Below are 15,152 nucleotides of genomic sequence, written 5' to 3' on the forward strand. Positions count from 1 at the left end.
GACTTATAATTTAAAACATGATTAGTTTTTTCGATTGAATATTTTCTTCTGTGTAGATTCGAATGAGATACACACCAGATGATAAACCCTCTAAGTAGAATTCAGCAAGATTTTCCCCTGCTTTTGATTTGAAAGCTTTTGATTTTATCATAGCTCCATCCATATTGAAAACCTCCGCAATAACCTCCTGCGATTTATGCAGCCAATAACTAAGAGAAACTTTACCAGATGAAGGATTAGGAAACAGCTTCAAGTTTGATGCAACCTCGATGTTTTGAGCATTATCAATAGATGTTACCTGTCCATCTCCAACTACCACAGTAAGTGCTGCTTTTTTTACTCCATCCATACTGATTGCAGTGATGGTGGCAGTACCATTGGCTATTCCTGTTACTTTTCCATGGCTATCAACAATGGCAATATTTTCCTTATCTGATTGCCAAAATACGGTTTGGTTCGCTGCATCTACTGGCTCAATCGAAGCATGCAATTCATATACACTATCTATTGGTAAAACTATTTCCTTATCAGCCAAACTGATTCCACTTACGCTTATTGGTGACTCATTTCCAAAGGCATATACCTCATGAATAGACCACCAATTCCCTTTCGATCCAGTTTGAACAATTTTGACATATTGAACTGTAGTTGATAGAAAACTCACTATTGTCATTATATCTGCACCGCTCCCAAATGCTCCCGGCCCATACCAATCGGTACCATTATCTGACACAAACAATTCATACTTTTGCGGTGAATCGAAAGGACTTTCTGCTACATCTAATATGATTTGTTCTATCTTTTCTGGTTTACCAAAATTGATAGTAAACCATTGGGCAGAATCCTGTGATGCGCTAGTATCCCACCGAGTTGAATTAATACCATCTATCGCCAGCGAAGCATTCCCAGAATTATTAGAGGCAGAAACTTTCCAAGCACTTCTAACAATGGCAGATTCCGGTGAAATCTCAGGAACATTGCCCAAGTTGTTTACCCATAAGGCACAATTGTTTTCGTTAATGCCAGAAGGATCGACCACCGAAGAATGTATAGAAAGCTTAGGTTCCGTTCCGTTTGCAACTAGTTGATTTACCGGATAAATACTGGATGCTTCGATAAACAAAGAATCGCCATTGAGCAATGCCATTCTTTGCTGCCCGGGTTGACTCATATTCACTTCTTGAAGAGTGAGCATTCCCCCATTTATAGAAATACCATTTGATGGATTCCCCCAAAAATCAGCATTGAACATGGTAACGCCTGAAGTGTAATTCGCTCCTGTTTCAATGTACTTCGTGTTTTGATCACCAATGGCAACGATCTGTGAGTTCACGAAATCAAATCCATCGCTGCCTACTGCATTAATAATGAGCGCATTTCTTGAGCCATCAATCCCACTACCAATGCTCAAACCAGAAGGACCTGTACCATCAATTTCACTCAAGATCATTCCATTCTTAGACCCGTAGTGGAAGTTGTTATATAAGGTTTGATTTTTACAATTTCCCAGTACCATAAAGTCGAAATTGTTAAAGCCATAGTCGTATGCAGGGCCTCCATCTCCAACAGAATTTGGCCAACCTCCATATTTCGACTCATCACCCACAGCATAGGCAATTACATTTAACTGGGCATTGTAAATTTTCCCATCTGTGGTTCCTCCGCCCACTCGAATACCTACATCAAATACATGTCCTGCCAGATAATCGATATAGTGGTTATCACTCGGGTAGGTAAATAAATCTACTCCTTTGTGAACTGCTCGCATTCCTATATTAATCATATAGGTGTTGCTTCCAGTTGCCTGCACACAATAAGGATATTTTGCAATAGCAGGCAGATCAGTTATTAATTGCTCTGGATAATTAAAGACGATTCCACGAATGCCACTGTCTGCTGATAATTTTAAAAATGGTTCGCCAGTGGGATTGTCTCTATCTGCATAGACTTCCAACACACTTCCCGGACCTGTTGGCGTAGTACTTACATCAACAGAACCTTTTAGCTCTACACCAGATGGAATAACAATATTACCAAGTACTTTATATTTTCCCGGCGGGAGAAAAACTACACCTCCACCATCAGCAGCAGCTTGATTAAGTGCAGTCTGAATAGCCAGTGTATTATCTGTAGTTCCATCTGCCACCGCATTGTATGGCTCATTTGTCACCACATATAATTCAAGTCTTGTTGGTTTATGTGTCTCCGGAATTATCTCTTTTAACTCCGGTAATTCTTTCATGCTAACCGGGCTGTGATCAATTTTATTTTTGAAAATGGATGTCTCTTCAATTTGAATTTCTTGAGAAAATCTGTTCCCAGTAATTATAGCACGTGCATTTTTTACGATGCTAATTTGTGGTTTTGGATTGCTAAAATCACAGTCGGATGCTGTGAATGTACCTCCGGCAACATTTACTTTACCTGAGGTGATATTAGACTGCACAACAATGAGTCGAGAACTAGCCGATTCATCCATTAAAATTGCATTGCCTGTGGCTTCCAGAGAGCAAGTATGCAATTGCACTACGCCTGAAGCAAAGTTATCAATGCCTATCCCAGTTTCACATTGCACAGTATTAATCCCGGTAAACATTAAGCCGACAGAGTTTGCCGAACTGATAGCTAAACCAGTTTTACAGTTAGTAAAAGTCATATAATAGTTATGCCCATTCGGACTTGTACCAGGGCTAGTAACAGATTCTACTGCATGAAAACCTTTGTTGTAACCTTCGATATCTACAAAGCAGGTATACGACCAATCGTTTCTCCTCATCACTATTCCTGTTCCGTTTTCATAAATCCACGATTGATGTTCGCCTCCGATTGAGGGTGAATTGGGTAAACCTGAGCCTGCCCAATAATCTGGTGAAAAGTGAATCCATTCTATTCGACCTACATCAACTATATTATCTATCTCAATGCCTCTCGACAAAGGAGTGCCATAAACCCCATTGATCGTCGGGCAGGTTCCACCATTTTTTCTTGAGAAGACAATTCCTGCATACGAATTTACTAAAGTGATATTTTTGGCATTGCAATTCTCATTACCGAAGTAATTGGGTTTGCCAAATTCAATTGTTGGAGGATAAGGTAGAATTGCTGAGGCTGTTTGTTCTGGATACCAAAATGCCAAATCCATTACCGCAGACGAAGGTTCCATAGTGATAAATGGCATTTCATCTTCGCTTCCCTTTCCGGCATATACCATCAAAATTGTTCCTACTATTGGTTCTCCTTTTTCTGGTTTTTTCCATTCACCCCTCAGCGTAATCCCTTTTGGGATTAGCAAATTTCCTTTTATCACATATTTACCTTCGGGTACAAACAAAGTGCCTCCACCTAAATTCCCCAACTGGTTGAGTAAATCTTGAAATTGCTGAGTAACATCCGTAATTCCATCGCCAGTAATGCCGAAATCTGCTACTGAGTAGGCAATTACAACATTGTCTATTGTCGGATATTTTGTGTTAACCAAGCGCCAATTTTGTGCTGATAATTTTGAAAACACAATCAGAAAAATACAACTGAATAGAATTCTAGTTAGAGATTGCATTTTAAAAAATGATGTTTGTTTCATCTTTATTTTTTAATCAGTTGCCAAGAGACATTCAATAACTCTTTCGTTTTTCTTCTATCTTTTTCGGTATGAAATTCCATCTATAGCATTCTCGAGATAAGCCTGAAAGTGGCTGTTTTCTTCATCCGAAAGCCACATTGGGCATGAGTCATCTCTTCTTTTATTTTCCATAAAATCTATTTGGGAAATAAAATAGGAATCTATTAGGTGCCTTCTTGCTCCTATGTTTTTTAGTGTTTCGGCTATGTCGAAACTTCTGCGGATTAAACAGGGAGTAAAAGCGGTTGCCATCAAATTGTTGCAGGCAACCACTCAATTACTTTAGTTTAATTTTTCTAGTTTCAACCAAGATGGTCTTACATTTTGCTCATTGTTGGTAAAGTTTACCACAAACCCTACAGATACAGTGGTAGGCTCAGGTATTGTAAATTCTATACTTGTTGATCCATCAGTACCTAATTCTGCAAAGTTTGTAGATGCCAATGCAGAAGAAATATCATCAATATCTGGCAAGCTTTCACCAACTGAGGCGGCTATGTACCTCGGGTCACTACCATTATTACTAATAATCGGATTTTCACCGGCGAGACTCATTGTAAACTTGTAAATACCAGCAGGAAGATCAATTGTCTGATACAATTTACCATTTTCGATTGGTGTTTCGGCTTCTCCCCATCTTTCAAAACCGAGACTTTTTTTGTCATTATCTGGGCCTTCCCAGCCTCCATCGTAACCACCAAACTGGCCTTCACCTCTGGTACGCATCGCTTCGTTTGTCACCCAACTACCGGATAAATTTCCCCAGCGGTTACCATCCCACTCAGATTTGCTAAACGGCCATTGCGCATTATCTAAGAAGTTATCTGGCACTTCGTTAGGATCGTTTTGAGCATCTGCAGGTACTTCAATTTTAATGATTTCAGTGTAATTGTATCTCCTGTTTGCATCATTCACATTTGCTCCAAGACGCACATAATAGGTGTAACCGGGTTTTACAGGAAGTGGACCGATGAGGTAAAAATCACTAGTTTCCACATCGCCCACTTCTTCCATCCAAGATTTATTAATTTGCTTTCTTTGATTGTTATACTCTCCGATATCAATAAAACTTGATGCCCCGCAAAAGGGATTAAGGCTTAAAAATGGTTTTATTTCAACTAGATTTGGCAGACCATCGCGAATGGGTGCATTCAGTTGGCAACTCAAAGTTAATTTTAGACCATTCAATGAAGCTTCGAAACCTGTTAATTGCAAGTAAGGAGTTACTGTAAAATCCTGTTCAGTGCTTCCATTAAACACAACATTTTTAATAGTATCTGCTGGCCAGAAAGGACCACCATAGGGTAAAATATCATAAGTGCCAGAAAACAATTTGTTATTATTATAAGAACCATCTTGCTTTACTGGAAGGGTTTGGTGGTTAGTTACTGACTCCGTCCAAGTTCTTTCCCAAATACGCAAACCCCAGTCTCCTTGCGATGATAGCATATTTTCACCGGTATATGCATTAATTATTTTACCGTGAACCCGAACATCTGGTTCTTCCCAATTATCAATTTCTAGGCATGATGAAATTGAAATCATTATAAACCCAATGATTATATATATTATATTTTTCATAGAATTAAGATCAATTTAAGCAATTAATAAAGTGGATTTTGAGGTAGGAGATTTTCGTTCTTACCAATTTCACCCCAAGGAATTGGCTCGTAATAACATGCATTGGAAGCTGTCCAACTCCTATTCCATCTATTAATTTCATCGATGTAAATGTACTTCCCTTCATCAGCAACAAAGTAGCAACTCAACACACGGTGACGGAACTGATTTAATACTTGGTCGGCAGTTCTCCATCTGCGAAGATCCCACCACCAATGGTTTTCACCGTATAGTTCACGTGCACGTTCATCGCGAATAAATTGCAATGAATTCTCGACTTGATATGGATAATTCGCATTGTTAATCGTACCAATATTCGTTGTCGCCATATCGATTGCTGGGCGAGTAACTGTGGCACCAGCACGTTCGCGAATCATTTCTATATAGTTAAAAGCTTCGTCTCTTTGGCCTAATTCGTAAAGAGCTTCTGCAGAATTTAAATAGATTTCACCCAAGCGAAATACTACCCAATGTTGTCCACTGCGGTATTCACGAACATCGTTGGTTGGCATATCTGGGTTTACATATTTGCGAATAAAAGCTGATCCCCAGCCATTGTTTTCTCCACCTTGATCATCAAAATGGCCATGAGCTCCGGTGATGTTATAAGTAACCCCATCAATTTCGGTTGTCCAGCCTCTGCCACCTAAGATTCGATTATCGGCACTGTTAATTGAAGCAGCACTGCTACCATTTTCTGCATCAGCAGCTAGCGCATTAAAACTTCTGTAAATACCTTTTTGAATGCTAAAAGTACTTCCACGCAACTCATCTCCATCGAAATACATCGTACCTAGCATACGTGGCTCCATACCATTCTTAATGTCACTTCGGTTATCAAATCGAACTGGTGTTCCATCTGCATTTACATAGGCTGGCATTTCGAACAATTCCATAAAATCTAATGGAGGGTAACTTTCAGCTCCTACAAAAGAAGACATATCTGGCTGTGGAGACATTAAAGCATCATAACTGTGTCTCAAACGCGTGTTTTGAGGGGCTGTCATGTCATAGTCTTTAATGAAAATGCTTTCAGAAGAGGTTGGGTCTAAGAACAGATTTGCAAAGTTTGTCGCTTTGTCAGGATAGTCTTTGGTATACAAAGTATATGGACCTTGCTCAACTATTTTACCTGCTTCTACACAGTACTGGAAAAACTCATCAGCTTGTGATGCTTCCATTCCGGCAAGTCCAGCAGCAGTAGCCGCTTCTCCTTGAAAACCTAAATATTGAGAGTATTTTGCAATCGATCCTGCATATAACATTGTGCGAGATAACAAGGCAGCGGCAACATATTTATTTGCTCTCCCAACCTCGCTACCACTAGCCATGTTTTCAATCGCAAAGGTTAAATCTTCGTAGATAAACTTCCATGTTTCGTATTCTGTGTTTCTAGGAACTTCTAATGTTTCAGCATCGTCTAGCGGGCTTTGTACTTCTTTAATAATCGGAACTCCGCCATATCTTTTAGCCAATCCGAAATAATAGAAGGCGCGTAAAAAGTGTGCTTCTCCCAACAATTCATTATAAACATCCTCTTTATAATTTTCTTTATACTCTGCGAAGTTCTGGATAAAAGTATTTATATCACGAATACGACCATATGGCCAGTAAGCAAAACCATCGTTGTCTACACCAACCCAAGAATTAAAGAATTCGCCACTCATATTTCCCAGACTTTTTTTGCCTTGTTCCCAATAATTATCTGGGCGATAAGCATTTTCTGAATCTGTTCCAAAGTATAGGAAATCCTCTATCGGAAGGTCATTATAAATACCAGAGAAGTACTTCTTTACACCAAACTCATTTCCAAAAAGTTCGGGTTCACCTAATATACCCTTGGGTTCCAAATCCAATTCTTGACATGATATTACTATTATGCCCAAGAGCATTGCTAATATTTTATATTGCTTTTTCATATTTTACTATCTTTCAAATTAGAATTTTAGGCTTGCACCAACTGTATAGGTTCTGTTTACAGGATAATTATAGAAGTCGATATTACTGGTTGACGAACCACCTGATGCACCAGGGCGTTCGGGGTCAACATTTTCGAGTCCTGTAAAAGTGAGCAAGTTGTATCCACTCACATAGATTCTAAAATTGCTTACATTAATTTTTGACATCCATTTTTCTGGTAATGTATAGCCAAGCTCTGCTGTTTTTAAGCGAATGTATGAGGCATTCTGAATACCATTTGTACCAGTTCTGCGACCATCGTGACCAGTAACAGGATAATAACCAGAAATCCATTCTGTATTAGGATTGAAGTAATCGGCATTAGGATCAACCGGGCGCCATCTATCCAAAAACCAAGTTAAAGTATTTTGACCTCCAAAAGGCAATGCTTCGGTAAGCACTTCTGCATATTGCACATATACACCATAAGCTCCTTGAAAATCTAAAGCTAAATCAAAGCCTTTACCTGAAGCACCCAGCGAAACACCGTAATTAAACACTGGAAGTCCGTATGATGCAATAGGATGATCATCATTCCCATTGATTACACCATCACCATTCCAATCGTTTAATACCCAATCTCCAGGTAAAGTACTTTGAGCCAATGGAAGGCCATAGTTCTGGATATCTTCATAGCTTGAAATCATCGATTGAGACTCATTGCCCCACCAGATATCATTATATCTTCCGCTAGATCGGTTTCTCCATTTATCGTATGAATTGCCAGCAGGTGTTTCTAACCAATCGGTTCGCATGCTTTTGGTAGCAGAAAGCTGCCCACTTACATAATAATTAAAGTCTCTAATCTCATTGGTGTATTGTAATGAAATCTCATAACCAAAGTTGCGGTCGCTATTTAAGTTTTCTTGTGGTAAACTAGCTCCTACTGTACCCGGAATTACCGCAGCACTTGTAGCTAACAAGCCAGAACGATCTCTTCTGTAAATGTCAATTACACCAGTCAGTTTATTGTTAAAAAATCCGAAATCGAGACCCAAATCGTAAGACTTAATGGTGTACCATGTTAAGTTAGGGTTTGGAATACTAGAAGCTGTAACACCACCAGTTAACGTACCACCGTAGAACCAGCCATAGTTGTTTCCATCTAAACTGTAACCAGTTGTAGGAGGATAATTCCCAGCTGAGCTATCATCCCCCATTTCTCCATATGAACCCCTTATTTTCAAATTGGAGAGAACTGGCAAATTATTTTTAATGAAGCTTTCTTCACTTAAGCGCCATCCTGCAGATATTGATGGAAAGAAACCAAATCGGCTACCTTCTGGGAAACGAGAAGATCCATCGTAACGGAATCTCAGATCAAGTAAATACTTACCCATGAAATTGTAGTTTAACTGACCTAAAAGAGATTTACTAGCTCTATCAGCAATTTCTCCTTCGGTAGCGCGCTGGTTTTTATCTTCACCTGCAAACAAGTATTCAGAATCTACTAATAGCTCACGGTAGGCGCTATAACTATCCCAAGTATTGTATCTATCTTCGTAAATTACAAAACTGCTCACATTATGGTTACCGAATGAATTGTCGTAGTGCAGACCTAACTGCATGTTGGTGCTGTAAGACATATTCACAGTTCTTGTAATATCAGAAGGAGTATTTCTTACGATAGATGAATAGGTATCGTCATCCGGATTGTATCTAAATAGGTTATAAGCTCTTTTGTAACTAGTAAAATCTGGTAAGTTGGTAGCATAATCGTACACACCTTTTGCAGACAAACCATCAATACCCGGAATATCATATGAAAGAGTTAATGTACCATTATACCTACGGTCTTTTGATAAATTATAACCAACATAATCATCGTCAGTTTGTACAATCATGTTTGCACCTTCATTCAGATATTGGCTATCTCCATTCGGATATTCTGGATTATCATTAGCATAAAAAGCAGCATCTGGGCGAGTTAACCAAGTAAGTTTGTAGGTTGTCCAGCCTGTTCCGTTCGGTTGGCTAGTTTTTAACATAATAGCTCCAAGGGAAACTTTCGCATTCAGCCTTTTGGTGATTTGCGATTCAATATTAGTTCGCATATTTATACGATCAGAATAATAATCGCCACTTTTATATGCACCAATCTGCTTGTTATATCCAAGCGTAAAATAGTATCTAAACTTTTCGCTTCCTCCATTTACACTTACATTGTGATTGTATTGAGGAGAAGTTCTATTGAAAACTTGGTCGAACCAATTATAAGACTGCTTAGTACCATTGTAGTATGGTTCGAAGTGATCATCAGTAAAGAGTGGATTGGTTCTAACTAAGTAATTTTTCCCGAAGTCTTGCCAGTTTCTTTCGTTTGACAATGTCATATAATCAATGGCTCCCACACTTTCTGGTACATATAGAAATTCTTGCATCGACATACTAGAATTGAAAGAAACATCTACTTTGCCATCTTGTATCACACCTCTTTTTGTAGTTACCAAAACAACACCATTGGCTGCTCTTAAGCCGTAGATTGCTGCTGAACCATCTTTTAACACCGAAACACTTTCTATTTCTTCGGCACTCATACGAGCGAAATAGTCTTGGTCACGAACAATTCCATCAACCACAAAAAGCGGATTGCCCATGCCTCGAATATCTATTCTGGTATCATAAGCACCAGGTGCACTACTTTTTTGTACAATACGAACACCGGGTAATTTACCAGTTAAAGAGTTTAATATGTTTTCGTTTTTGGTTCGAACAATATCATCGTTTTTCACCACTGAAACTGCACCTGTTAGTGTTGTTTTTTTCTGAGTGCTATAACCAACTACCACAACTTCTTCTAGTTGTTCAAGGTCTGGTGCCAGCAAAACATCTACAATTGATTGGTTATCAATGGCTACTTCCTGCGAAGCAAAACCAATATAACTAAATTGTAATGTAGTTCCACTGTTTGCATTGAGCGAATAGTTACCATCTACATCAGTTGTTGTACCAACATTGGTACCTTTTACAATAATGCTTACTCCGGGTAAAGGCTCTCCATCTTCACTGGAAGTAACTTTTCCCGTAATCCGCATCTGCAACACTTCCTGAACCAGTTCATCCTTTTCGGGTAAAGTGTTGCTCTTTTTATTTTTAATTACATATATGTTGTCGTCAATCCTTTTGAAAGAAAGATTGGATTGTGATGCAATATCAGTTAATACAGCTTTTAAACTTTTAACTGATGATGCCATCTGGACTTTTTGCAAATCATCAATCGTTTTTTCGTCGAAGTTGAAGTAAAATGCAGTTTTTCTCTCTAGTTCATTAAAAACCGATTTTATCTCTTTTTTGCCTCCGTCCATTTTTACATAGATCTCTCCAATACTCACTTTTTGGGCATTGGTATCAGCAGCGAACAGTACTGTAAAACAGAGGCATTGAATTATAAAGCCCCCTAATGCAAATCCTGACATTTTGAGAAATTGTCTTAGTAGTTTCTTTTTCATATTTTTGATATGTTTTGATGATCAATCACACAAAACACTATGCCTGCTAACGGCCGCCAAACTGTTCGGCAGGCATTTTTTTGTGCTTGTTAGTTAATTAAAACTGGTTCAGTAGAAATATACTTTCTTATTTCTGAGCTGATATTTCAAGCCCGAAGCTAGTGTTAAGCCTTCAAGTACATCTTCAAGACTTTTATTGTCAAACTTTCCAGTAAATTTTACTTTACTGTACATTGCCTTGTTTGCGGTATCTGCAAACGATATATCACAGGCATACCATCTTTCGAGCCTTGTGATAATTTCTTCTATTTCTGCTTCTTCAAAAATGAGAATGCCATCTTTCCACGACAATACTCTTTCTGCATCGAAATGTCCTGTTTCAATTTTGCCAGAGGTTTTATCAAATACAGCACTTTCTGTAGGTAATAATATTTCTCGATTTTCTTGATTGGTTGATGAATAAACAGCCAGTTTTCCGGTTACAAGGGCAATATCTACTTTGTTATGGTCGCTCAAAGTATTCACGTTAAAAGAGGTACCGAGTACCTTGGCTTCTAACTCACCGGTTTGTACAATAAATGGTCTGTTTGTATCTGAGGTAACTTCGAAGAAGGCTTCTCCTTCTAATTTTACAATTCTTTTACCTCCTTTAAATCTTCTTGGAAAAGAGATACTACTTTCTGAATTCAGTTTTACTACTGTGCCATCAGAAAGTGTAATGGTTGATTTTGTGCCTTTAGGATTGTATTTAGTAAGTGTTTCTTCTGCAATTGGCTCCTCAATAGATTGATTATTTACGAAATAGTAAAAGGTAGCCAATCCTACTAAAAAAGCAATTATTACAGCCGCATAGTTACCAAATCTAGGTTTAGATTTAGTATGTATTGGAATTGTAGGTCTGTTTTCTTGAGATTCGTTAGAATAAATTTTTCTCAGTGGCTTAGCATCTGTTTGTTCTTTCTTTAAGATTAATGTCTGTAACTTCTCAAAAAGTAACTCTTTATCCCAAAAGCTTTTGTCTTCTTTTGGTGTTTCAAACTGATACCAATCTTCTTCTAAAGCAGACATATCGTGAAAGTCTGATTTCATGAATGATAACCAGGCTTTTACCTTTTTCTCTTCTTCTGCACTGCATTGGTTGTTGAAAAACTTATCTAATAATTCCTTGTCCACTTTTTTCATATTTATCTGTAATAGATATCATCTTAAGTGGCGAAGGTTATAGTCTAAATGAAAAAAAAATTAATTTTTTTTATTAAGTGTAGTTTAAAGGTTCATTGCGCAGAATATTACGATCAATAATCCATCGTGTAACATTTTGTTATTCAATGTTTTAAGTGCTTTGTTCATGTGTTGTTTTACAGTACCTACAGAAATACCGAGCTTCTCTGCTATCTGCTCATGACTCAAACCTTCTACTCTACTTAGCATAAAAACTTGCTTTCTTTTCTCTGGCATACTACCAATGTAATCTCTGGTTTTCTGTTCCAACTCAGAGAATATAATGTATTCTTCAGTATTGTGGGTAGTAGCTACTTGATGCTCTTTGCTATAGAGCTGATATTTGCGTTCTAATTCCCTTTTCTGATATTGCCTGTAAATGATATTTTTACCTATCTGAATGAGGTAGGCATTAAAAGAAAGTTCGGGATTAATGTTGCTACGATTTTCCCAGACTTTTAAGAAAATAGTCTGTACAATCTCATTCGCATCATCTTTATTTTGAGTGTATTTTAGAGAAAAGTAAAAGAGTTTATCGGCATAGTTTAGGTATAATTCTTTAAAAGCTCGCTTATCTCCTTCTCTTAGTTTAGTAATTAATTGACATTCATTTTTCATCTTCATATTTCAAATTTCAATCTAATATAGCAAAAGAAAAAAATTAGATTTATAAAGCATTTTATTTTCTGTCTAAAAAAGCAGCTTTAGTAGACGAAATGGAAATTTACCAAAATAGGGATATTATGCACAAAACCCTTTATCTAAGCAGACAAAGGGTTTAATCATGGTGCTATATAATGGATTATATAAATTCAGTATCAAAATATTTTATGAGTGCCCACCAACTACAATTCGCATCATTTTAAGGTTAAGCACTACAAAGCGATAGAGTTGCCAGAGCCAGAATCTACGCCAAAATTTGGTGCTTTTATCTGGAACTGTAGCAAAACTCACTTCGGAATAAGGAACAAATTTTTCGGCTTTCATATTATTCAGGAATTAACCACCAAAACAGTTTTGCTTTGGCTTTGTAAAGAAATAGATAATGTAATAAGAGTTTAATCCAGTGACCTGCCAAACCAGCTTCACCAACTGTATAACCTAAATCTCTACCCCAGCGAGGATATTTTTTCCAGTTTTGTACAATCGGGAAAACCGTCATGGTAGCGGCCATGCCTTTACCCATTCCAAAACCTGCCGAAACCACACAAGCTGCTCCCATTTTTGCCATAGAAGCTCGGTGTTTATGTTCTTTCGATTGATTCGTGATTCTATCTGTTATGTTTAAGGCTACCACTTTCCCAATAACTCCAGATGGCATACCGGTTCTAGGAGGTGTTGGCGAAATCATTTTACCGGTTTTCGATTTCATCGGTTTTGAAATTGCATGAGGAGGTGCAAATGCAATTCCGGCTGCATACATATTGTTATAAGTCGGATTTTGATAAATCGATGGCCAGTCTTCTGCATCCCATTCTTCATAAGGTTTGGCTGTGTAATCTGCATCTACCTTCATAAATCCGTTGGGAGCAAATACAGTATTGGTGATATCTTCACCAGATTTATCGAAGGTTTTTAAACCTACTCCCGAGAATGAAGGAATGAGCATTGAGAAATCATAAGCTATTTCGTGCGATTCTCCTTCCAAATTGTCGAAATAAATTTTCTTGCCATCAAGCTTACTTACACCTGCTCGCTTAATCCATCTGATGCCATATTCAGCCAGAATTGACTCTGCAAAAACAGTGGTAGAAGTGATGTATCCATTCCTTTTTACAAAGGCTCCACCCATTCCGAAATCACCTACTTCGTACTCATTAGTTAGCCAAATAAGGTCACAAAAGCTTTCCAGTTTACGCTTTCTAATTTCAAAGGCTATGTTAAGCACATACTCAAATGCTGCTCCTTGGCATGTCGCCATCGGATGCCCAGTACCAATTACAATAGTTTGTTTTTCACCAGCTTCCATCTTTTTAAAGACTTGCTGAAGATTATCCCAAGTCTTTTCTGCATGGCCAAAAGTACATACAGAATTGCAATGCCCTTCTTCTGGTGAAAGACCTTCTGTTGCTGAAAAATTGAGTTTCGGGCCGGTGGCATTAATCAGGTAATCATAACTGATTTTTTCTGTTTGGCCACTCTGTTCTTTACTGGTATATTCTATAGATATAAAGGATTCATCAGAAGAAGTATCGCCTTCGGGATAGATTGAAACGGCTTTAGCCTGATGAAATTGAATGTGTTTTTTCTTATAAACCGGTGCTAGTTCAAAGGTTACTTCTTTGCTTTTCATCCGGCCAATTCCTACCCAAATGTTTGAAGGAATCCATTGGTATTTACTGTTGGGACTTACAACAATTATTTCATGTTTTGCTCCAAGTTTTCTTTTTAGCGTTAATGCTGCTGTATGCCCGGAGACCCCTGCCCCTAAAACTACTACTTTTGCCATTTTCATATTGTTAAGGTATATACTAATCTATCAACCTTAATCAATAAGTACTGTAACAGAAGTTACATAGAGGCAAGTTTTTATCTATTTTTTAGGAATGAATTATAATTTCAAAAACTGTTTAAAAAATATTCAACCTAACATTCAAGATATAAACTTTAACTTTGTTGGCACTAAGCAGCTATTTGATAAGCATTTTCTAGCCTCCCATTTACCAACCATTTTTCCGCATCTGCCTTCCTTTCAAAATACAATGTATTTACATGTGCAAATTCTGGCTCTGCCATCAGCTTTTTCACATTTAATTCTTGAATATAATCTGAAGTTAAAACGATGGCTACTTGCTTGGCATAGACTTTAATTTTTTCACTAGAAACTTTGGTAATCCACTTTCTCAAATCATTGTTTAATTCAAACATCATCATAGATTCATTTACAAGTAGCTTATCTACATGATATTTATTATAAATCTCAAGAAATGCTAAATACTCTTTCTTATACTGGCTTTTAGACATAGTTAATGAAGCGGGTCTCCAAACTATTTCCATTAGTTTATGTGCGTGCGAATGTTTTACTCTTAAAAAGTAACTTTCGTAAATAGTTTTCATAATCTTGAGGTTAATAGGTTAAGTCTAAAAGCATTAAATTTTACTGTTGTAGAAATCTCTTTTTTGTTAGATTTCTTAGTAGAAAATTCAATAGAATAACTCGTGTAAAAACCCTATTTCGATTGGACTATATAAATATTTAAACTTGTTTACAAAAGTCATTTCAAAAATCTCATAGAAAAAAGGAATAGTTCAATTTTTTGAAAATTTGGAGAAATTTTGAAGCG

General features: G+C 37.4%; 10 protein-coding genes. All 10 read right to left on the reverse strand.

Annotated elements, in window-relative coordinates:
- Positions 1-10: 10 nt before the first annotated feature.
- On the reverse strand, positions 11-3,580 hold the full coding sequence (locus OQ292_RS26945) for a glycosyl hydrolase family 28-related protein (protein ID WP_284687195.1): 3,570 nt from the start codon (positions 3,578-3,580) through the stop codon (positions 11-13).
- 54 nt (positions 3,581-3,634) lie between these two features.
- Positions 3,635-3,871 (reverse strand): hypothetical protein, encoded by a 237-nt coding sequence (locus tag OQ292_RS26950; RefSeq protein ID WP_284687196.1) that lies wholly within the window; start codon positions 3,869-3,871, stop codon positions 3,635-3,637.
- Between the two features lie 30 nt (positions 3,872-3,901).
- Positions 3,902-5,200, reverse strand: coding sequence for a DUF5013 domain-containing protein (locus OQ292_RS26955; RefSeq protein ID WP_284687197.1), 1,299 nt, complete (start codon positions 5,198-5,200; stop codon positions 3,902-3,904).
- A gap of 23 nt (positions 5,201-5,223) precedes the next feature.
- Positions 5,224-7,158: a RagB/SusD family nutrient uptake outer membrane protein gene (locus OQ292_RS26960; RefSeq protein ID WP_284687198.1), complete on the reverse strand. Its 1,935-nt coding sequence runs from the start codon at positions 7,156-7,158 to the stop codon at positions 5,224-5,226.
- A gap of 18 nt (positions 7,159-7,176) precedes the next feature.
- The gene (locus tag OQ292_RS26965) at positions 7,177-10,647 is read right to left on the reverse strand and encodes a SusC/RagA family TonB-linked outer membrane protein (RefSeq protein WP_284687199.1); all 3,471 of its coding nucleotides are present in this window, start codon (positions 10,645-10,647) and stop codon (positions 7,177-7,179) included.
- Between the two features lie 108 nt (positions 10,648-10,755).
- Positions 10,756-11,829, reverse strand: coding sequence for a FecR family protein (locus OQ292_RS26970; protein ID WP_284687200.1), 1,074 nt, complete (start codon positions 11,827-11,829; stop codon positions 10,756-10,758).
- An 84-nt stretch (positions 11,830-11,913) separates the two neighbouring features.
- On the reverse strand, positions 11,914-12,492 hold the full coding sequence (locus tag OQ292_RS26975) for an RNA polymerase sigma factor (protein WP_284687201.1): 579 nt from the start codon (positions 12,490-12,492) through the stop codon (positions 11,914-11,916).
- Between the two features lie 204 nt (positions 12,493-12,696).
- A complete protein-coding gene (locus OQ292_RS26980; protein WP_284687202.1) occupies positions 12,697-12,855 on the reverse strand; it encodes a hypothetical protein in 159 nt (52 codons plus the stop codon).
- Position 12,856: 1 nt separating this feature from the next.
- Entirely contained in the window at positions 12,857-14,317 is a 1,461-nt protein-coding gene (locus OQ292_RS26985; protein WP_284687203.1) for an NAD(P)/FAD-dependent oxidoreductase, read from the reverse strand.
- Positions 14,318-14,490: 173 nt separating this feature from the next.
- Positions 14,491-14,925 carry a hypothetical protein gene (locus tag OQ292_RS26990; protein ID WP_284687204.1) on the reverse strand — a complete coding sequence of 145 codons (435 nt, stop codon included), beginning with the start codon at positions 14,923-14,925 and terminating at the stop codon, positions 14,491-14,493.
- Between the last annotated feature and the right edge of the window lie 227 nt (positions 14,926-15,152).

The sequence above is a fragment of the Chondrinema litorale genome, from assembly GCF_026250525.1.
GTDB lineage: Bacteria > Bacteroidota > Bacteroidia > Cytophagales > Flammeovirgaceae > Chondrinema > Chondrinema litorale.

What these genes read in the sequence shown, in the direction of transcription:
- OQ292_RS26945 (WP_284687195.1), bottom strand. Translation starts at nt 3,580, where the DNA reads ATGAAACAAACATCATTTTTTAAAATGCAATCTCTAACTAGAATTCTA.
- OQ292_RS26950 (WP_284687196.1), bottom strand. Translation starts at nt 3,871, where the DNA reads ATGGCAACCGCTTTTACTCCCTGTTTAATCCGCAGAAGTTTCGACATA.
- OQ292_RS26955 (WP_284687197.1), bottom strand. Translation starts at nt 5,200, where the DNA reads ATGAAAAATATAATATATATAATCATTGGGTTTATAATGATTTCAATT.
- OQ292_RS26960 (WP_284687198.1), bottom strand. Translation starts at nt 7,158, where the DNA reads ATGAAAAAGCAATATAAAATATTAGCAATGCTCTTGGGCATAATAGTA.
- OQ292_RS26965 (WP_284687199.1), bottom strand. Translation starts at nt 10,647, where the DNA reads ATGAAAAAGAAACTACTAAGACAATTTCTCAAAATGTCAGGATTTGCA.
- OQ292_RS26970 (WP_284687200.1), bottom strand. Translation starts at nt 11,829, where the DNA reads ATGAAAAAAGTGGACAAGGAATTATTAGATAAGTTTTTCAACAACCAA.
- OQ292_RS26975 (WP_284687201.1), bottom strand. Translation starts at nt 12,492, where the DNA reads ATGAAGATGAAAAATGAATGTCAATTAATTACTAAACTAAGAGAAGGA.
- OQ292_RS26980 (WP_284687202.1), bottom strand. Translation starts at nt 12,855, where the DNA reads ATGAAAGCCGAAAAATTTGTTCCTTATTCCGAAGTGAGTTTTGCTACA.
- OQ292_RS26985 (WP_284687203.1), bottom strand. Translation starts at nt 14,317, where the DNA reads ATGGCAAAAGTAGTAGTTTTAGGGGCAGGGGTCTCCGGGCATACAGCA.
- OQ292_RS26990 (WP_284687204.1), bottom strand. Translation starts at nt 14,925, where the DNA reads ATGAAAACTATTTACGAAAGTTACTTTTTAAGAGTAAAACATTCGCAC.